General features: G+C 73.1%; 15 protein-coding genes and 1 riboswitch. Of the genes, 10 read left to right on the forward strand and 5 right to left on the reverse strand.

Annotation, left to right across the window (positions count from 1 at the left end; genetic code table 11):
* The first annotated feature begins 284 nt into the window (after window positions 1-284).
* The 4 genes from ACF08B_RS12935 to ACF08B_RS12950 all read left to right on the forward strand — a co-directional run bounded on the left by ACF08B_RS12935 (window position 285) and on the right by ACF08B_RS12950 (window position 5,107).
* On the forward strand, window positions 285-1,679 hold the full coding sequence (locus ACF08B_RS12935) for a M16 family metallopeptidase (RefSeq protein WP_392317377.1): 1,395 nt from the start codon (window positions 285-287) through the stop codon (window positions 1,677-1,679).
* Entirely contained in the window at window positions 1,676-3,064 is a 1,389-nt protein-coding gene (locus ACF08B_RS12940) for a M16 family metallopeptidase (protein WP_392317378.1), read from the forward strand. The genes ACF08B_RS12935 and ACF08B_RS12940 overlap by 4 nt, the downstream gene beginning before the upstream one ends.
* A gap of 229 nt (window positions 3,065-3,293) precedes the next feature.
* Window positions 3,294-3,453, forward strand: a riboswitch (cyclic di-AMP (ydaO/yuaA leader).
* Window positions 3,454-3,466: 13 nt separating this feature from the next.
* A complete protein-coding gene (locus ACF08B_RS12945) occupies window positions 3,467-4,222 on the forward strand; it encodes a M23 family metallopeptidase (protein ID WP_392317379.1) in 756 nt (251 codons plus the stop codon).
* A gap of 198 nt (window positions 4,223-4,420) precedes the next feature.
* A complete protein-coding gene (locus ACF08B_RS12950; protein ID WP_392317380.1) occupies window positions 4,421-5,107 on the forward strand; it encodes a GntR family transcriptional regulator in 687 nt (228 codons plus the stop codon).
* Between the two features lie 175 nt (window positions 5,108-5,282).
* On the opposite strand, the gene ACF08B_RS12955 is transcribed toward ACF08B_RS12950, so the two are convergent.
* Window positions 5,283-5,564: an HPr family phosphocarrier protein gene (locus ACF08B_RS12955; RefSeq protein WP_020942692.1), complete on the reverse strand. Its 282-nt coding sequence runs from the start codon at window positions 5,562-5,564 to the stop codon at window positions 5,283-5,285.
* 176 nt (window positions 5,565-5,740) lie between these two features.
* Between ACF08B_RS12955 and ACF08B_RS12960 the strand changes: the two genes are divergently transcribed.
* The 4 genes from ACF08B_RS12960 (at window position 5,741) to ACF08B_RS12975 (ending at window position 11,248) form a co-directional block, all read left to right on the forward strand.
* Window positions 5,741-8,608 carry a GNAT family N-acetyltransferase gene (locus ACF08B_RS12960; RefSeq protein ID WP_392317381.1) on the forward strand — a complete coding sequence of 956 codons (2,868 nt, stop codon included), beginning with the start codon at window positions 5,741-5,743 and terminating at the stop codon, window positions 8,606-8,608.
* 165 nt (window positions 8,609-8,773) lie between these two features.
* A complete protein-coding gene (locus ACF08B_RS12965) occupies window positions 8,774-9,361 on the forward strand; it encodes a DUF5998 family protein (protein ID WP_392317382.1) in 588 nt (195 codons plus the stop codon).
* Window positions 9,361-10,551, forward strand: a complete 1,191-nt coding sequence (locus ACF08B_RS12970) for an alkaline phosphatase family protein (protein WP_392317383.1) — start codon at window positions 9,361-9,363, stop codon at window positions 10,549-10,551. Before ACF08B_RS12965 ends, ACF08B_RS12970 begins: the two co-directional genes overlap by 1 nt.
* 46 nt (window positions 10,552-10,597) lie before the next feature.
* Window positions 10,598-11,248: a thymidine kinase gene (locus ACF08B_RS12975; protein WP_073897644.1), complete on the forward strand. Its 651-nt coding sequence runs from the start codon at window positions 10,598-10,600 to the stop codon at window positions 11,246-11,248.
* A gap of 43 nt (window positions 11,249-11,291) precedes the next feature.
* Here ACF08B_RS12975 and ACF08B_RS12980 read toward each other — a convergent pair whose 3' ends face one another.
* On the reverse strand, window positions 11,292-12,080 hold the full coding sequence (locus ACF08B_RS12980; protein WP_093697753.1) for a VOC family protein: 789 nt from the start codon (window positions 12,078-12,080) through the stop codon (window positions 11,292-11,294).
* A gap of 319 nt (window positions 12,081-12,399) precedes the next feature.
* Between ACF08B_RS12980 and ACF08B_RS12985 the strand changes: the two genes are divergently transcribed.
* Window positions 12,400-13,254: a sulfurtransferase gene (locus tag ACF08B_RS12985; RefSeq protein WP_392317384.1), complete on the forward strand. Its 855-nt coding sequence runs from the start codon at window positions 12,400-12,402 to the stop codon at window positions 13,252-13,254.
* Between the two features lie 65 nt (window positions 13,255-13,319).
* Here the strand turns inward: ACF08B_RS12985 and sepH are convergent, their stop codons facing one another.
* Entirely contained in the window at window positions 13,320-14,360 is a 1,041-nt protein-coding gene (gene sepH, locus ACF08B_RS12990) for a septation protein SepH (RefSeq protein WP_392317385.1), read from the reverse strand.
* A 520-nt stretch (window positions 14,361-14,880) separates the two neighbouring features.
* Here sepH and ACF08B_RS12995 point away from each other — a divergent pair.
* Entirely contained in the window at window positions 14,881-15,621 is a 741-nt protein-coding gene (locus tag ACF08B_RS12995) for a hypothetical protein (protein WP_392317386.1), read from the forward strand.
* On the opposite strand, the gene ACF08B_RS13000 is transcribed toward ACF08B_RS12995, so the two are convergent.
* Both ACF08B_RS13000 and ACF08B_RS13005 read right to left on the reverse strand, forming a co-directional pair.
* Complete coding sequence (locus ACF08B_RS13000; protein WP_392317387.1) at window positions 15,545-16,864, reverse strand: D-arabinono-1,4-lactone oxidase; 1,320 nt, start codon at window positions 16,862-16,864, stop codon at window positions 15,545-15,547. The two genes, ACF08B_RS12995 and ACF08B_RS13000, sit on opposite strands and share 77 nt — an antisense overlap.
* Entirely contained in the window at window positions 16,824-18,062 is a 1,239-nt protein-coding gene (locus ACF08B_RS13005) for an MFS transporter (RefSeq protein ID WP_392317388.1), read from the reverse strand. The genes ACF08B_RS13000 and ACF08B_RS13005 overlap by 41 nt, the downstream gene beginning before the upstream one ends.
* Window positions 18,063-18,105: the final 43 nt, after the last annotated feature.

An 18,105-nucleotide genomic window follows, 5' to 3' on the forward strand; every position in this document is an offset into this window, starting at 1 on the left:
CGAAGGGGCGCGCACCCTCCGGCTCGCTCTTGCTGAAGCGATTGACGGATCTGTCGCGGACCATTGTGGACCGCGGTACTGACAACCCGGGCCGCGACCCGGTCTCCGCGGACCCGCCCCGCGCCGGAAGACGCCTGGAGGGGGCCGGACGCAGGCTACGCGATCCGCTGTGGGCGTACGTCCCGCGGGAACTTCGCCGGGGCCCCGCACGCTTTGCATACAGTGGCAGGAACGGCAGGAAAACCGCGGTTTCGACGACCGCCTCCGCTCGCGAAGGGACGTACATGCCCATGGGTCACACGACCACGGCCGAGGCAGGCTCCGGGGGCCTGACAGCGACCGAGCACCGGCTGGCCAACGGTCTGCGCGTGGTGCTCTCCGAGGACCACCTGACCCCGGTGGCGGCGGTCTGCCTCTGGTACGACGTCGGGTCCCGCCACGAGGTCAAGGGGCGTACCGGCCTGGCTCACCTCTTCGAGCACCTGATGTTCCAGGGCTCGGCGCAGGTCAAGGGCAACGGCCACTTCGAGCTGGTGCAGGGCGCCGGCGGCTCGCTCAACGGCACCACCAGCTTCGAGCGCACCAACTACTTCGAGACCATGCCCGCCCACCAGCTGGAGCTCGCCCTCTGGCTGGAGGCCGACCGCATGGGCTCGCTGCTCGCCGCGCTGGACGACGACTCGATGGAGAACCAGCGGGACGTCGTGAAGAACGAGCGCCGCCAGCGCTACGACAACGTTCCCTACGGCACCGCCTTCGAGAAGCTGACCGCGCTGTCGTACCCCGAGGGCCACCCGTACCACCACACGCCCATCGGCTCGATGGCGGACCTGGACGCGGCCACGCTGGAGGACGCGCGCCAGTTCTTCCGCACCTACTACGCGCCGAACAACGCGGTGCTCTCGGTGGTCGGCGACATCGACCCGCAGCAGACCCTCGCCTGGATCGAGCGGTACTTCGGCTCCATCGCCTCCCACGACGGCAAGCCCGAGCCCCGCGACGGCTCGCTGCCGGAGACCATCGGCGGGCAGAAGCGCGAGGTCCTCGTGGAGGAGGTCCCGGCGCGCGCGCTGATGGCCGCCTACCGGCTGCCCCACGACGGCACGCGTGCGTGCGACGCGGCCGACCTCGCCCTGACCGTCCTCGGCGGAGGCGAGTCCTCCCGCCTGTACAACCGGCTGGTGCGCCGCGACCGTACGGCCGTCGCGGCCGGCTTCGGCCTGCTGCGGCTGTCCGGGGCGCCCTCCATGGGCTGGCTGGACGTGAAGACCTCCGGTGACGTCGAGGTGCCGGTCATCGAGGCCGCCATCGACGAGGAGCTGGCCCGGTTCGCCGCGGAGGGCCCGACGCCCGAGGAGATGGAGCGCGCCCAGGCCCAGTTGGAGCGCGAATGGCTGGACCGGCTCGGCACGGTAGCCGGCCGTGCCGACGAACTGTGCCGGTACGCCGTCCTGTTCGGCGACCCGCAGCTCGCGCTCACCGCCGTCAAGCGCGTCCTGGAGGTCACCCCCGAGGAGGTCCAGGAGGTCGCCAAGGCCCGGCTGCGGCCCGACAACCGCGCGGTGCTCGTCTACGAGCCGAAGTCCCCGGAGGCCGTCGAGGACGCCAAGGTCCCCGAGGACCCGGAAAAGGAAGCGACCGTAGAGGCCGGCAACGAGAACGAGGAGACGGCCAAGTGACCGAGCTCGCCACCATGGAGTTCCACCCCCGGCCGCAGCCGGGCGACGCCAAGCCGTGGGCGTTCCCGGCCCCCGAGCGCGGCACGCTGGACAACGGCCTGACCGTGCTGCGCTGCCACCGCCCCGGCCAGCAGGTCGTCGCCGTCGAGGTGATGCTGGACGCGCCCCTGGACGCCGAGCCCGCCGGCCTGGACGGTGTCGCCACGATCATGGCGCGGGCCTTCTCCGAGGGCACCGACAAGCACTCGGCCGAGGACTACGCCGCCGAGCTGGAGCGCGCGGGCGCCACGCTCGACGCGCACGCCGACCACCCCGGGGTCCGGCTCAGCCTGGAGGTCCCGGCCTCCCGCCTGGCCAAGGGCCTCGGCCTGCTCGCCGACGCCCTGCGCGCCCCCGCCTTCGCGGAGAGCGAGGTCGAGCGGCTGGTCCGCAATCGCCTGGACGAGATCCCGCACGAGCTGGCCAACCCCTCCCGCCGGGCCGCCAAGGAGCTCTCCAAGGAGCTGTTCCCGGTGACCTCGCGCATGTCCCGGCCGCGCCAGGGCACCGAGGAGACGGTCGAGAAGATCGACGCGGCGTCCGTACGCGCCTTCTACGACCGGCACGTCCGCCCCGCCACGGCCACCGTGGTCGTCGTCGGCGACCTCACCGGCACCGACCTGGGGGAGCTGCTCGGCGACACCCTCGGCGCGTGGACCGGCACGCCGGGCGAGCCGCGGCCGGTGCCGCCGGTGACCGCCGACGACACCGGCCGCGTGGTCGTCGTGGACCGGCCGGGCGCCGTGCAGACGCAGCTGCTCATCGGGCGTGTCGGCCCGGACCGGCACGACCGGGTCTGGCCCGCCCAGGTCCTCGGCACCTACTGCCTCGGCGGCACGCTCACCTCCCGCCTGGACCGCGTGCTGCGCGAGGAGAAGGGCTACACCTACGGGGTACGGGCGTTCGGGCAGGTCATGCGGTCGGCCCCGGACGGCACCGGTGCCTCGATGCTCGCCATCAGCGGCTCCGTGGACACGCCGAACACCGGTCCCGCGCTGGACGACCTGTGGAAGGTGCTGCGCACCCTCGCGGCGGAGGGCCTGACCGACGCCGAGCGGGACGTCGCCGTGCAGAACCTCGTCGGGGTGGCGCCGCTGAAGTACGAGACCGCGGCGGCCGTCGCGAGCACCCTGGCCGACCAGGTCGAGCAGCACCTGCCCGACGACTTCCAGGCGACGCTGTACCGGCAGCTGGCCGCGACGGGCACGGTCGAGGCGACCGCGGCCGTCGTCAACGCCTTCCCGGTGGACCGGCTGGTGACCGTCCTCGTCGGCGACGCCTCCCAGATCAAGGCGCCGGTCGAGGCGCTCGGCATCGGCGAAGTCACCGTCGTCACGGCCGAATAGCGGCCGCTGCCGCGGAGCACGGCACGCGTGCGTGGGGCCCTGCCGACCTACGGGTCGTCAGGGCCCCCGCCGTTCCACTCGCTTCACCAGATGCCCGATTTGGGGCGGAGGTTGCCTGTCTGCCCTGTGGGATGCGCTACAAAAACCCGGATCCGTTTGAGGATTGAAAGCGGGCTTCCGTAGGTTCGTCCAGGCTGTTCGTCACGCACCACGCCGCGCCCGCGGCACCGGACAGTCATCGCCGAGTCCCCGTACGGCGCGAGCCAGGGGAGCCGGGGACCCATCGTCCCTGGGGTGAATCGGGCGCCCGCGCGTGAGCGAGGGGGCCCGTAGGAGACCTTCCTGCTCCGAACCCGTCAGCTAACCCGGTAGGCGAGAAGGAAGGAAAGGACCAGCCACTTCATGGCGTTCATGTGCGCCACCGGGAAGCATCGCAAGCCCGGCCGGGTCAAGCGCACCACCGCGCAGGCGGCCGGTGTCGCCGCCCTCACCACCACGGGTGTCGTCGGCACCCTCGCCGCGTCGCCGGCGCTCGCCGCCGAGAACGCCGCCGAGCAGACCGGCCTCACGCCCGTCGTGACCGTCAGCGACGACGTCGCGGAGCAGATCAGCGCGCAGGCGGACGCCCAGAAGCAGGCCGCCGAGCAGCAGGCCGCCGAGGAGGCCGCCGCCAAGGCCGCCGCCGCCAAGGTCAAGGAGGAGCGCGAGGCCAGGGCCCGCGCCGCCCGCGAGGCCGAGCGCAAGCGCCTCAACGCGTTCGTCGCCCCGATCGTGCACTCCTACGTGTCCACCGCCTACAAGGCCAGCAGCTCGCTGTGGTCCTCCGGCTCCCACACCGGTATCGACTTCCACGCGGCCAGCGGCACGTCCGTCCACGCGGTCGGCTCCGGCACCGTCGTCTCCACCGGCTGGGGCGGCGCGTACGGCAACCAGATCGTGATCCGGATGGCCGACGGCATGTACACCCAGTACGGCCACCTGTCGTCCATCGGTGTCACGGTCGGCCAGAAGGTCGTCCCCGGCCAGCAGATCGGTCTGTCCGGCGCGACCGGCAACGTCACCGGCCCGCACCTCCACTTCGAGGCCCGTACGAGCCCCGACTACGGCTCGGACGTCGACCCCATCAGCTATCTCCGCAACCACGGCGTGAACGTCTGACGCCACCGCGCGGACATGCGAAAGCCCCGGCTCACCGAGCCGGGGCTTTCGCCGTTTCCGCCTGATCCCCACCGGACCGCTGTCCAAAAAATATCCATGGATTCCGGCCTGCCGTCGGAAATTCGGCCTCTTTGGAATAGAGTCACGGAAAGGGCGTCCCCTGCGGGCGTTTCACGGGGATTAAGGCGGAGGTCGGTCATGCGTGTTCCGGCGCATTCGGTGTGCACGGCGATCCGGGACGACATCGTCGCCGGTGTCCACGAGCGCGGCGGCCGGCTCACCGAGGAAGTGCTGGCCCGCCGCTACGGCGTCTCGCGCGTCCCCGTCCGTGAGGCCCTGCGCACCCTGGAGGCGGAGGGGTTCGTGGTGACCCGCCGGCACGCGGGCGCGTGCGTGGCCGAACCGACCGCGCAGGAGGCCGCCGACCTGCTGGAGATGCGCCTGCTCCTGGAGCCGCTCGGCGCGGCACGGGCGGCACAGCGGCGTACGGAGGCCCATCTCAAGGTGCTGCGCGGCCTGGTGCGGCTGGGCCAGGAGCGGGCCAGGAGGGGCGGCAGCGAGGAGTTGCGCGCACTGGGCGGCTGGTTCCACGAGACGCTGGCGCAGGCCTCCGGCAGCCCCTCGCTGGCCTCGATGCTCACCCAGCTGCGCCACAAGATCGCCTGGATGTACGCGGTGGAGGCCCCGCAGAGCCCGCCGGACTCCTGGGCCGAGCACGGCGCGATCGTGGACGCGGTGGCACGCGGCGACGGCGAGCGCGCGCGGGCGGTCACGGCGCTGCACGCCGAGCGCGCGACGGGCGCGCACCGTCTGCGCTTTTCCGGCGGCGCCGAGCGTGTGAGGACTTCGCAACATGCCGTCAACACGACGGGCCGCCGGTATTAACACGGGTGTCGTATACAAAGAGAGGGAATTCGGTGGGGGTTGTTTTCCGCTGCCCGAATTCCTCCGTGCGGTGATTTGCGCGCGGTGATTTCGCCAGGCGATCGAAGCCGCTCGAAATGCCGAAGCCGCGCCGCCCGGAAAGGCGACGCGGCTGCGGCGTTCGGACGCGAGGTGCTCAGACCGTCTCGGGCAGCTCTTCCAGGCCCTCGGCGACCAGCTTGGCCAGGCGGTCCAGGGCGGCGTCCGCGCCCTCGGCCTCCGAGGCGAGGACGATCTCCTCGCCGCCCTGGGCGCCCAGACCCAGGACGGCCAGCATGGAGGCCGCGTTGACGGGGTTGCCCCCGGCCTTGGCGATCGTCACCGGGACGCCTGTGGCCGTGGCGGCTCGGACGAAGATGGAAGCGGGGCGGGCGTGGAGGCCCTCGGCCCAGCCGACGTTGACGCGGCGCTCAGCCATGTGTTGCTGCCCTTCAGTCTTCAGGGTTGTCTAGACCAGTTTCCCATACCGTGAAGCGTGCCCGGAGCGGACCTCCGTCCCCTCCGTTACGGCGCCGGACCGCGGCCTCGGTCCGGCTGTCGTCCTCCACAGACTGCCTCGCGCCGTTGTCGTACGCGAGCCGTACTCTGGGGCCCATGCAGACCTCGGCGGATCGGCAGGAGCGGCACGAGTACCCCACTCACTGGGAGGCCGACGTGGTGCTGCGCGACGGAGGCACCGCGCGCATCCGGCCCATCACCGCCGACGACGCCGACCGCCTGGTCAGCTTCTACGAGCAGGTCTCCGACGAGTCGAAGTACTACCGCTTCTTCGCGCCGTACCCACGGCTCTCCGCCAAGGACGTCCACCGCTTCACGCACCACGACTTCGTGGACCGGGTGGGACTCGCGGCCACCATCGGCGGCGAGTTCATCGCCACCGTACGCTACGACCGCATCGGCGCCGACGGGATGCCCGCCTCCGCCCCCGCCGACGAGGCCGAGGTGGCCTTCCTGGTGCAGGACGCCCACCAGGGCCGCGGTGTCGCCTCCACCCTGCTGGAGCACGTCGCGGCCGTCGCGCGCGAGCGCGGCATCCGCCGCTTCGCCGCCGAGGTGCTCCCCGCCAACACCAAGATGATCAAGGTGTTCACGGACGCCGGCTACACACAGAAGCGCAGCTTCGAGGACGGGGTCGTACGCCTGGAGTTCGACCTCGAACCCACCGACCGCTCCGTCGCCGTGCAGCGCGCCCGGGAGCAGCGCGCCGAGGCCCACTCGGTACGCCGGCTCCTCGTGCCCGGCTCCGTGGCGGTCGTCGGCGTCGGCCGCAGCCCCGGCGGCGTCGGCCGCAGCACCCTCGGCAACCTCCGGGACGCCGGCTACACCGGCCGGCTGCACGCCGTGAACAACGCCTTCCCCGAGGACCTCGACGAGGTCGACGGGGTGCCGGCGTACCGCTCGGTGCGGGACATCGAGGGGCACGTGGACCTCGCCGTCGTCGCCGTACCGGCCGAGCACGTGCCCTCGGTGGTCGCCGAGTGCGGTGAACACGGCGTCCAGGGTCTCGTCGTGCTCTCCGCCGGATACGCCGAGAGCGGCCCCGAGGGCCGCGAACGGCAGCGCGCCCTCGTCCGGGCCGCGCGCGCGTACGGGATGCGGATCATCGGCCCGAACGCCTTCGGGGTCATCAACACCGCACCGGACGTCCGGCTGAACGCCTCCCTCGCCCCCGAGATGCCCCGCCCCGGCCGCATCGGACTGTTCGCCCAGTCCGGCGCCATCGGCATCGCCCTGCTGTCCCGGCTGCACCGGCGCGGCGGTGGCGTCACCGGCGTCACCGGCGTGTCCACCTTCGTCTCCGCCGGCAACCGCGCGGACGTCTCCGGCAACGACGTCCTCCAGTACTGGTACGACGACCCCGAGACCGACGTCGTCCTCATGTACCTGGAGTCCATCGGCAACCCCCGCAAGTTCAACCGGCTCGCCCGGCGGACGGCAGCCGCGAAGCCGCTGGTCGTGGTGCAGGGGACCGGGGCCGCGCCGCAGGGCCACGCCGTGCGGGCCACACGGCTCCCGCACGCGACCGTCTCCGCGCTGCTCCGGCAGGCCGGGGTGATCCGGGTCGACACCATCACCGAGCTGGTCGACGCGGGCCTCCTCCTCGCCCGGCAGCCGCTGCCCGCCGGACCGCGGGTGGCGATCCTCGGCAACTCCGAGTCGCTGGGCGTGCTGACGTACGACCGCTGCCTCGCGGAGGGGCTGCGGCCGTCGCGTCCGCTGGACCTGACGACCGGGGCGACGGCGGAGGAGTTCCACCGGGCGCTGAGCGCCGCCCTGGCCGACGACACGAACGACGCCGTCGTGGTGACGGCGATCCCGGCCATCGGGGAGACGTCGCCGGGCGACGCAGAGCTGGCGGAGGCGCTGCGGTCCGCTGCGGCGGACGTCCCGGGCAAGCCGGTGCTGGTGGTGCACGTGGAACTCGGAGGGCTGGCGGAGGCACTGTCCGCCGCCGCGAGCACCGCACCGCAGGCCGCCGGGAAGGCATCCGGCGCCACGGATCGCGCCCACCCCGCGGTACGCCTGCTCCCCGCGGCGGAAGGCTTGCCGGCCACCGCCGCGGGACCGTCCGTGGCCATGACGCCCCCGGCGGAGGGCACCCGTCTCATCCCGGCCTACCCCGCCGCGGAGCGCGCGGTCCGCGCCCTCGCCGAGGCCGTGCGGTACGGGCAGTGGCGGCGCGAGGCGGCCGACCCCGGGAAGGTGCCCGAGTACGACGACATCGACGAGAAGGGCGCCGCCCGGCTGATCGGCGAGCTCCTCGCGCGCGGGGAGGGGCTCACCATCTCCGACGCGCAGACCTGCGAGCTGCTCGGCGAGTACGGCATCCCCGTGCGGCGCGCGCTGCCCGCCCCCACCCCCGACGCCGCCGCCGAGGCCGCCGGCAGCCTCGGCTACCCGGTGGCCCTGAAGGCGACCGCCCCGCACCTCAGGCACCGCGCCGACCTCGGCGGCGTCCGCCTGGACCTCGCGGACGAGGAGCAACTGCGGCGGGCGTACGCCGAGTTGACCGAGCTGTTCGGGAAACCGGAGGAGCTGCGGCCGGTGGTGCAGGGGATGGCACCGCGCGGGGTCGACACGGTCGTCCGCGCCGTGATCGATCCGGCGGCCGGGGCCGTGCTGTCCTTCGGGCTCGCCGGGGCCGCCTCGCAGCTGCTGGAGGACACGGCGCACCGGCTGGTTCCGGTCACCGACCGGGAGGCGACCTCGCTGGTGCGGTCCATCCGCACGGCACCGCTGCTGTTCGGCTGGCGCGGCTCCACCCCCGTCGACACCCCCGCGCTGGAGGAACTGCTGCTGCGCGTCTCCCGGCTCGTGGACGACCATCCCGAGGTGGTCGCCGTCACGCTGGAGCCGGTCGTCGTCGCCCCGCACGGCGTGAGCGTCCTCGGCGCCACGGTGCGCCTCGCACCCCCACCGGCCCGCGACGACCTCGGCCCCCGCACGATGCCGGCGTACTGAACCGGGTTCTCGCGCGGTTCCCCGCGTCCCTCGGGTCGGCCGCCCTCCCGCCGGCTCCCGGTGACCGCCTGCTCGCCCCCGGCCGTCCGGGCGGCCCCGTGCCCGTCCCGCCCGGTCCGGGTGACTGGCCCGGAGTGCCCTTGCCCACGGATTAGGATGGACGCCATGGCCAAGACCAGTACGACGACCCAGGGGCTGCGTGCGGCGATCGAGCGCAGCGGCTACTACCCGGCCCTCGTGGCCGAGGCGGTGGAGGCCGCCGTGGGCGGCGAGCCCATCCGGTCGTACCTGGTCCACCAGGAGACGACGTTCGACCAGAACGAGGTGCGCCGGCACGTGACGGTGCTGGTGCTCACCGGCAACCGCTTCATCGTCAGCCACACCGACGAGCAGGCCGCCGACACCACGTCCCCGACCCCGTACGCCACCACCTCCACCGAGTCCGTGAAGATCGGCCGGATCTCCTCCGTCGTGGTGAGCCGCGTGGTCGCCAACCCCGAGCAGTACGCGCCGGGCACGCTGCCCCGCGAGGTCGTGCTGACCATCGGCTGGGGCGCGGTCAGCCGCATCGACCTGGAGCCCGCCGCCTGCGGCGACCCCAACTGCGACGCCGACCACGGCTACACGGGCAGCTCCACCGCCGACGACCTCAGCCTGCGCGTCAGCGAGGCCGGCGACGGCCCCGAGACGGTGCGCCAGGCGCTCGCCTTCGCGCAGGCCATCTCGGAGGCGACCGCGGACGTCAGCCGCTGATGTCCCAGCTCTCCGCCTGGGACCACCCGGAACCGCTGGCCCTGGAGTCCGCGCCGCTGCCCGAGTACGGCAGCGGCTCCCTCGCCGACCTGCTGCCCACCCTGGCCGCCGGAATGGGCGTCCCCGGCCTCACCGCCACGATCGAGGAGCTGACCGCGGCCGACCGGGCCTGCGTCTTCCTGATCGACGGGCTCGGCTGGGAGCAGCTGCGGGCACACCCCGACGAGGCGCCGTTCCTCGCCTCCCTGCTCGGCAGCTCCCGCGGCGGCACGGGCCGCCCGCTCACCGCCGGCTACCCGGCGACCACCGCGACCTCCCTCGCCTCCGTCGGCACCGGCCTGCCGCCGGGCGCCCACGGCCTGCCCGGATACAGCGTGCGCAACCCGGCCACCGGCGAGCTGATGAACCAGCTCCGCTGGCAGCCGTACACGAACCCGCGCCCCTGGCAGCCGTACCCGACCGTCTTCCAGCTGGCCCACGACGCCGGGGTGCACGCCGCCCAGGTGTCCTCGCCCACCTTCGCGCAGACCCCGCTCACCAAGGTGGCGCTCAGCGGTGGCACGTTCCTCGGCCGGCTGACCGGTGAGGAGCGCATGGACCTCGCGGCCGAGCAGCTCGCCGCCGGCGACCGCTCGCTGGTGTACACGTACTACGCCGAACTGGACGGCGCCGGGCACCGCTACGGCGTCGCCTCCGACACCTGGCGCGGCCAGCTCATGTACGTCGACCGGCTCGTCCAGCGGCTCGCCGAGCAACTGCCGCCGCGCAGCGCGCTGTACGTCACCGCCGACCACGGCATGGTCGACGTCCCGTTCGACGACGAGCACCGCATCGACTTCGACGCGGACTGGGAGCTGCGCGCCGGGGTCGCCCTGCTGGGCGGCGAGGGGCGGGCCCGGCACGTGTACGCGGTACCGGGCGCCGAGAACGACGTGCTGACCTGCTGGCGCGAGGTGCTCGGCGAGCAGTTCTGGGTGGCCTCGCGGGACGAGGCGATCGCGGCCGGCTGGTTCGGGCCGCACATCGACGAGCGGGTGTACCAGCGGCTCGGCGACGTGATCGCGGCGGCGCACGACGACGTCCTGATCATCGCCTCCGAACGGGAGCCCAAGGAGTCGGCGCTGGTCGGCAACCACGGTTCGATGACCCCCGCCGAGCAGCTGGTCCCGCTGCTCGAAGTACGCTCCTGAACCTCCCACCCGTCCCGACGACTCGCCGAAAGGTGCTCAACTCCTCATGCCCGAGCTGGTGTTCTTCTCCGGAACGATGGACTGCGGGAAGTCGACGCTGGCTCTGCAGATCGAGCACAACCGGTCCGCGCGCGGCCTGGTCGGCATGATCTTCACCCGCAACGACCGCGCGGGCGAGGGCAAGCTGTCCTCCCGGCTCGGCCTGGTCACCGACGCGGTGGAGGTCGCCGAGGACCAGGACCTGTACGGCTACCTCGTGGACCACCTCTCGCGGGGCCGCCGGGCCGACTACGTGATCGCCGACGAGGCCCAGTTCCTCGCCCCCGGGCAGATCGACCAGCTCGCGCGCGTGGTGGACGACCTCGGGATCGACGTGTTCGCCTTCGGGATCACCACCGACTTCCGCTCCAAGCTCTTCCCCGGCTCGCAGCGGCTGGTGGAGCTGGCCGACCGGATCGAGGTGCTCCAGGTGGAGGCGCTGTGCTGGTGCGGCGCCCGGGCCACGCACAACGCCCGCACGATAGGCGGCGAGATGGTGGTCGAGGGCGCCCAGGTGGTCGTGGGCGACGTGAACCAGTCCGCGGGCGAGGTCGGCTACGAGGTGCTGTGCCGGCGCCACCACCGGCGCCGGATGACCGCCGCGTCGGCCCGTGCGGCGGCCCTGTCCCCGGACGTCCTGCCCGTCTCACCGGCCTGAGGGCGTTCCCTCCGGCCGGTTCGAGGACGCCCTCGGCCAGGGCTCAGTGCGGGTCCTGGAGCACGTCGAACTCGGCGCCCTCCGGGTCCGCCACCGTCGCCACCCGGCCGTGCGGGCTGTCGTGGGCCGGCCGGAGCACCCGGCCGCCGAGGCGGACGACCTGCCCCAGCGTCACGTCGACGTCGGCGACCTCGAAGTACGTCCGCCAGTACGAGCCACGGTCCCGGGGCAGCGCGTGGCCCATGCCGTGCAGGCCCGCCACCGGACGGCCGCCGAGGTGCAGCGTGACGTAGTCGAGGTCGGCGGACAGCACCGGTTCCTCCTCGTAGCCGAACACGGTCGAGTAGAACTTGGCGACGCTCTCGGTCTCGAAGGTGACCAGTTCGTTCCAGGCGGGGGTGCCGGGCACCCCGGTGATCGCCGTGCCCAGGTGCGCGGACCCCTGCCAGATCCCGAACACCGCCCCGGACGGGTCGGAGGCGATGGCCATCCGCCCGGCCTCGGCCGCGTCCAGCGGGCCCACCGCGACCGTGCCGCCGCACAGCCGTACCGTGTCGGCGGTCCGGTCGACGTCGTCGGAGGCGAGGTACGGGGTCCAGGCGACGGGCAGCCGGCGGTCCGGAAGGTGGCCCATCCCCGCCACCTCGCGCCCGTCGAGCAGCGCCCGCACGTACGGTCCGAGCTGCTGCGGGCCCGGCCGGAACTCCCAGCCGAACAGCTCACCGTAGAAGTCCTCGGTGGCGGCCAGCTCGTGCACCATCAGGCTCACCCAGCAGGGCGTGCCGGGCGCGCGCGGCGCGTGCGGACCGGCGGACTCCCGTGCCTCGGTCATCGATCACTCTCTCCCCGGCCCCTCTCGGTGGCCGTGTCGCTTCCGCTACCCGGCTGGGTGTCCACGCCGACCGCGTGTACGCCCGTGCCGGTGCCCGCATCCTCCGCCTCGCCGCCTGCCGGCCGCGCCGGAACCCGGCGGTGTCCCGGGGAGGATGCCTCTACTGCCGTCGTTCGCCGCTTCCTGACGATGGCCGGCGGATGTCCGTCGGCTGTACAGCCCGTGCTCGATCCCATACGCCTGGTGATCGAGGCTGTCCGGCCGAGCAGAGTAGCCGGACCTGGACGCCGCGGCCACCCCTGGCGTATGGATGGACGCCATGAGAGCCATCATCACCGCGACCGAACTCGCCCACGAGCTCCGCCCCGGGGTCACCCCGCCCGTGCTGCTGGACGTCCGCTGGCAGCTGAGCGTGGCCAAGGCGGCGGGTGCGCCGGCCTTCGACGGACGCGCCGAGTACGCGGCCGGGCACCTGCCCGGCGCGGTCTTCGTCGACCTGGACCGGGAGCTCGCCGCCGCGGCGGGGGCCCACGGCCGCCATCCGCTGCCCGATCTCGCGGAGTTCGGCGCCGCGATGCGCCGTGCGGGCGTGTCGGCGGACCGGCCGGTCGTCGTCTACGACGGCGGGCAGGGCTGGGCGGCCGCGCGCGCGTGGTGGATGCTGCGTTCGACGGGTCACCCGGACGTGCGGGTCCTCGACGGCGGGTTGCCGTCCTGGCAGGGCGACCTGTCCACAGGGACGCCCGCACCGGCCGAGGGCGACTTCGTGCCGGCACCCACCGCCGCGGGGCTGCTGGACGCGGACGGGGCCGCGGCCCTGGCCCGCACGGGTGTGCTGCTCGACGCCCGCGCGGGGGAGCGGTACCGCGGTGAGGTGGAGCCGATCGACCGGGTCGGCGGCCACATCCCGGGGGCGGTGTCGGCCCCGACGACGGAGAACGTGGGCCCCGACGGCCGATTCCTGCCCGCGGCGGAGCTCAGGGACCGCTTCAAGGCCCTGGGCGTCTCCGGGGACACCCGGGTCGGCGTGTACTGCGGTTCGGGCGTCTCGGGCGCCCACGAGGTGCTCGCGCTGGCCGTGGCCGGCGTTCCCGCGGACCTGTACGTCGGCTCGTGGTCCGAGTGGTCCTCCGACCCGGCAAGGCCCGTGGCGGTGGGCGCCGACCCGCAGTAGGAGGCGGCACACGCACGAGGAGGGGGCACGCGCGCGTGCCCCCTCCTCGTGTTGTCCGCGGCCGGTTACTCCTGCTTCTTGCGGCGTGTGCCGAACACGATCTCGTCCCAGCTCGGGACGGCCGCGCGGCGGCCGGGGCGTACGCCGTCGGCCTCGGCCTGACGGTCGGTCGACCCGATGAGCCGGTCGCGGTGGCCGCCGACGGAGCGCGGCATGAGCACGTCCGCGTAGGCCGAACCGGCCGAGGCGGCGGGTGCCGGGGGCTCTTCCGCCGCGGGTTCCTCGACGGGTTCGTCCTCGGTGTCGGCCGGGCGTTCCGGGACGACCAGGTCGCCGCGGAAGCTCGGCACGGCCTCCAACAGGCTGGTCAGCGAGTCGCGTTCGCCCGTGGTCTCCTCGACGGGCTCGGACGGCTGCGCGGGCAGGCTGGGCCGCTCCCGGTCGCCACGGTCGAGCGCGCGGTCCATGGTGCGCTCACGCGGCAGCCGGGCGATGCGCGGGACGAACGGGAAGCTCGGCTCGGGCACGGCGAGGTCGTCGGACTCGCCGATCAGCGAGCGCGCCTCGTCGTCCACGGCCTGCACGAGCCGCCGGGGCGGGTCGTACGTCCAGCTCGCCGAGTGCGGTTCGCCCGCGACCAGGTACACGAGGAGGACTTCCCAGGTGCCGTCGTCGCGGCGCCAGGAGTCCCACTGCACGGTGTCCTTGTCGGCACCGCGCAGCAACAGCCGCTCCTGGACGGTCTCGCCGAGCAGCGGGCCGGAGTTCTCACCGGGGCGGCGGACGGGGGTCTTACGGGCGCGCTCGGCCATGAAGGCGCGTTCGGCCAGCACGGGACCCTCGAAGCGCCGTACCCGGTCGACGGGAATGCCGGCGAGCTGGGCCACCTCTTCCGCGGTGGCACCGGCGCGTATACGCGCCTGGATGTCACGGGGCCGGAGATGGCTCTCGACCTCGATCTCGATCTGGCCGAGGCGGGGCCGGTCGCCACGGACGGCGGCACGCAGCCGCTCGTCGATCGGAAGCGTGTACTCCGTGGAGTCGGCAGCCTTCAGCACCAGTCGTGTGCCGTCATTCGAGACGGCCACGACACGCAGTTCGGGCATGGGGACCTCCCGGGTGGTGCCTGCCGACGTCACGTGCGTCGCTGCTTCCGCTAGTCGAGTGTGGCCTGCCCGGGTGCAGCCTGCCACAACCTTGCCGAGTTGCCCGGCGTGTCGGGCACGGGCCCGGGACCGCCGTTATGGCACGGTTACCTGTTCGCAACGCTAAGTGACCAACTCCATCACCCTGTGCAACCAGCCCCCCTCCCGGCGGTCCTGCAAGGCCACGGGCACCCTGGTGGGAGGCCGGACCCAGGGCTCGCAACAGTACTCCATTCGGACCACGTGCGTGGATTGGCGCGCCGCCCAACTTCTGGCAAGGGGTGCGACTTGGCCGTCCGCAACCGGTTTTGTCGATCATGAACGTGGCGAACTTCACGGAACCCCCGGAAACGGAACCAATGGTTTCGTTCCTACGTCCCTTTCTGGTGCAGTCGCCGACCGATGTCGGCAAGCACAGGGAGTGCACCGTCGTGTGCGTGCATGAGCGGTGATGTACGGGAAGGGAAGGCAAGTTCCGGGTATGCGTGAGACGCCCGACACGGGGCGGAAGCGGATGGACCTGAGCGTCCCCCAGGTCGCGGGCAGCGCCCTGGCGGCGGTCGTGGCGGCCAAACTGGCCTCGTACTTCGGGGTGTACGGCACGATCCTCGGCGCCGGGGTCGTCAGTGTCGTCGCCACCTGCGGCGGCACCGTCTTCCAGCACTTCTTCAAGCGGACCGGGGAGCAGCTGCGCGAGGCGAAGACGGCCCCCCGCCCGAGGGGACAGCTGCCGCCGGAGCCGGGCGGGTTCACCGAGGGCACCGTCTACCGCGCCCGGGTGCGCGGGTGGCGCCGGCCGGTGGTCGCCGCCGCCGTGGTGTTCGGGGTGACGATGGCGGGCATCAGCAGCTACGAACTGGTGTCGGGCAACCGTTTCGGCGGTGGCGGGGGCACGACGGTCAGCGACGCCGTCACCGGACGGAGCCCGGTCCCGAGGGGGTCCGGGCCGTCGTCCCCCGCGAAGTCCGGTGAGGCCGGGGCCCCTTCGGGTACGCCGTCCTCCGGGCGGGCGCCCTCCGCCGGCACCGGCACGGACACCGGCGGGAGTCCGGCCCCGGCGCCCAGCGCCTCGACGGCCGGGCCGTCCGGCGGGGATGCCTCCACCTCCGCGCCGTCCCCCGCGCCCAGTGGGTCCGCCGCGACGCCTACGCCCCCAGCACCCTCCGCACGTAGTCGTTCTGGAACAGCCGTTCCGGGTCCAGCCGGTTCCGCAGCTCCGTGAATTCACCGAAACGCGGGTACACCCGGGAGAAGTACTCGGCGTCCCGCGTGTGGACCTTGCCCCAGTGCGGCCGGCCCTCGTGCGCGGTGAAGATGCGCTCCGCGGCGGTGAAGTAGGCCTGGTACGGCGTGCCGCGGAACATGTGCACGGCGATGTAGGCGCTGTCCCTGCCGGAGGCGGTGGACAGGGCGATGTCGTCGGCCGGGGCGGTGCGCACCTCGACCGGGAAGCTGACGCGCAGCCCCGAGCGGTCGACCATGGTCCTCAGCTCGCGCAGGGTCTCCGTCAGGGCCTCACGCGGGACGGCGTACTCCATCTCCACGAAACGCACCCGGCGCGGCGAGGTGAACACCTTGTACGGGATGTCGGTGTACGTCCGCGCGGACAGGGCCCTGCTGGAGACGCGCGCGATGGCCGGGATGCCGGCGGGGACGGCCCGCCCCGCCCACTGGGCCACCTGGAAGACGCCGTTGGAGAGGAACTCGTCCTCGAACCAGCCGGCGATCGGGCCCACGGGTTGCTCGGGCCCGGCGCTGCGGTTGTTGCGCTTGGTGTTGGTGCTGCCGGTGTGCGGGAACCAGTAGAACTCGAAGTGCTCGTTCTCGGCCCACAGTTGATCGAACTCGGCGAGGACCCGCTCGAAGGGCATCGGTTCCTCGCGCGCGGTGAGCAGGAACAGGGGCTCGACGGCGAAGGTGATCGCGGTGACGACACCGAGCGCGCCGAGGCCTATTCGGGCGGCGGCGAACACCTCCGGGTTCTCCTTCTCGGAGCAGGTGAGCACCGAGCCGTCCGCCGTGACGAGTTCGAGCCCTTTGATCTGGGCGGCGATGGAGGCGGACTCGCGGCCCGTGCCGTGGGTGCCGGTGCTGGTGGCGCCGGAGACGGTCTGCTCCATGATGTCGCCCATGTTGGTGAGCGACAGGCCCTCGCGCGCGAGGGCCGTGTTGAGCCTCTTCAGCGGGGTGCCCGCCTCCACCGTGACCGTCATCGACGCGCGGTCGATGCCGCGGATGCCGGTCAGCAGTTGAGGGCGGATCAGCACGCCGTCGGTCGCGGCGATGGAGGTGAAGGAGTGCCCGGTGCCGACGGCCTTCACCTTCAGGCCGTCCTCGGCGGCCCGGCGCACCGCGGCGGCCAGTTCCTCCACGGAGGCCGGCGCGACCTGCCGGGCGGGCCGGGCGGAGACGTTCCCGCCCCAGTTACGCCAGGTGCCGTTCTTCCCGCTCGCTGTGCTGCTCAACGGTGCCTCCCCGACCCGCGGCCGGCCTGCGCAGCCGGCGGTACCCGAGGAAACCGACCGCGATCGCGGCGGCCCCGGACGCGACCGGAACCCCGTACCCGGCGCGCGCCCCGGCTGCGTCGATCACCCAGCCGGCCGCGGAGGAGCCGAGCGCGACGCCGACCGCGAGGCCGGTGCTCACCCAGGTCATGCCCTCGGTGAGCTTCGCGCGAGGTACGTGCTCTTCGATGAGGGACATCGTCGTGATCATCGTCGGTGCGATGGACAGCCCCGAAACGAACAGCGCCACGGCCAGAAGCGGCAGGTTTCCGACCAGTAGGAGGGGGATCATACTCACGGACATCGCCGCCACGCCCAGCAGCCAGCGACGTTCCGGCGCCCCGGCGAAGCGCAGCAGTCCGAAGACGACTCCCGCCAGGCAGGAACCGGCCGCGTACAGCGCGAGGACCAGGCTCGCGGCGCCCTGGTGGCCGCGCTCGTCGGCGAAGGCGACGGTGACCACGTCCACCGATCCGAAGATCGCGCCCGTCGCCACGAACGTGGCCACCAGGACCTGAAGTCCCGGCGCGCGCAGGGCGCTGCCGCCGCCGTGGTGCTCGCGCGGATGCGGCTCGGGTTCGGTCGCCCGCTGGGAGGTGAGCCAGAGGACGCCGGCCGCCAGGAAGCACCCGGCCAGCAGGGGGCCCGCCTCAGGGAACCACGCCGTCGACAGTCCGATGGAGATGATCGGGCCGAAGATGAAGCAGACCTCGTCGACGACCGACTCGAACGAGTACGCGGTGTGCAGCTTCGGCGTGCCCCGGTACAGCGCCGCCCAGCGCGCCCGGATCATCGCGCCCAGGCTCGGCACCGAGCCGATCCCGGCCGCGCAGACGAACAGCACCCAGTCGGGCCACCGGTAGTGCGCCGCGAGCAGCAGGCCGGCCGCCGCGGCGAGGGCCACCAGGGTCGCGGGACGCAGGACCCGGCGCTGCCCGTGCCGGTCCACCAGCCGGGAGATCTGCGGTCCGACCGCCGCCGCGGACAGCGCGATGGTGGCCGACAGCGCCCCCGCGAGGCCGTACCGACCGGTGAGCCGGGAGACCATCGTGACCACGCCGATGCCCATCATCGACAGCGGCATCCGGCCGAGGAAGCCCGCGGCGGAGAAGGCCTTGGTGCCCGGCGCGTCGAACAGGGCTCTGTAGGGGCTGGGCACGAGGTCTCCGGAACGGGTCGTAAGGCGCGAATGCGGCTGATAC

It is taken from the genome of Streptomyces sp. NPDC015139, from assembly GCF_043079785.1.
GTDB classification, from domain to species: domain Bacteria; phylum Actinomycetota; class Actinomycetes; order Streptomycetales; family Streptomycetaceae; genus Streptomyces; species Streptomyces albidocamelliae.

What these genes read in the sequence shown, in the direction of transcription:
- ACF08B_RS12945 (WP_392317379.1), top strand. Translation starts at nt 3,467, where the DNA reads ATGGCGTTCATGTGCGCCACCGGGAAGCATCGCAAGCCCGGCCGGGTC.
- ACF08B_RS12965 (WP_392317382.1), top strand. Translation starts at nt 8,774, where the DNA reads ATGGCCAAGACCAGTACGACGACCCAGGGGCTGCGTGCGGCGATCGAG.
- ACF08B_RS12950 (WP_392317380.1), top strand. Translation starts at nt 4,421, where the DNA reads ATGCGTGTTCCGGCGCATTCGGTGTGCACGGCGATCCGGGACGACATC.
- ACF08B_RS12980 (WP_093697753.1), bottom strand. Translation starts at nt 12,080, where the DNA reads ATGACCGAGGCACGGGAGTCCGCCGGTCCGCACGCGCCGCGCGCGCCC.
- ACF08B_RS12935 (WP_392317377.1), top strand. Translation starts at nt 285, where the DNA reads ATGCCCATGGGTCACACGACCACGGCCGAGGCAGGCTCCGGGGGCCTG.
- ACF08B_RS12970 (WP_392317383.1), top strand. Translation starts at nt 9,361, where the DNA reads ATGTCCCAGCTCTCCGCCTGGGACCACCCGGAACCGCTGGCCCTGGAG.
- ACF08B_RS12985 (WP_392317384.1), top strand. Translation starts at nt 12,400, where the DNA reads ATGAGAGCCATCATCACCGCGACCGAACTCGCCCACGAGCTCCGCCCC.
- ACF08B_RS12995 (WP_392317386.1), top strand. Translation starts at nt 14,881, where the DNA reads ATGCGTGAGACGCCCGACACGGGGCGGAAGCGGATGGACCTGAGCGTC.
- ACF08B_RS12960 (WP_392317381.1), top strand. Translation starts at nt 5,741, where the DNA reads ATGCAGACCTCGGCGGATCGGCAGGAGCGGCACGAGTACCCCACTCAC.
- ACF08B_RS12955 (WP_020942692.1), bottom strand. Translation starts at nt 5,564, where the DNA reads ATGGCTGAGCGCCGCGTCAACGTCGGCTGGGCCGAGGGCCTCCACGCC.
- ACF08B_RS12975 (WP_073897644.1), top strand. Translation starts at nt 10,598, where the DNA reads ATGCCCGAGCTGGTGTTCTTCTCCGGAACGATGGACTGCGGGAAGTCG.
- sepH (WP_392317385.1), bottom strand. Translation starts at nt 14,360, where the DNA reads ATGCCCGAACTGCGTGTCGTGGCCGTCTCGAATGACGGCACACGACTG.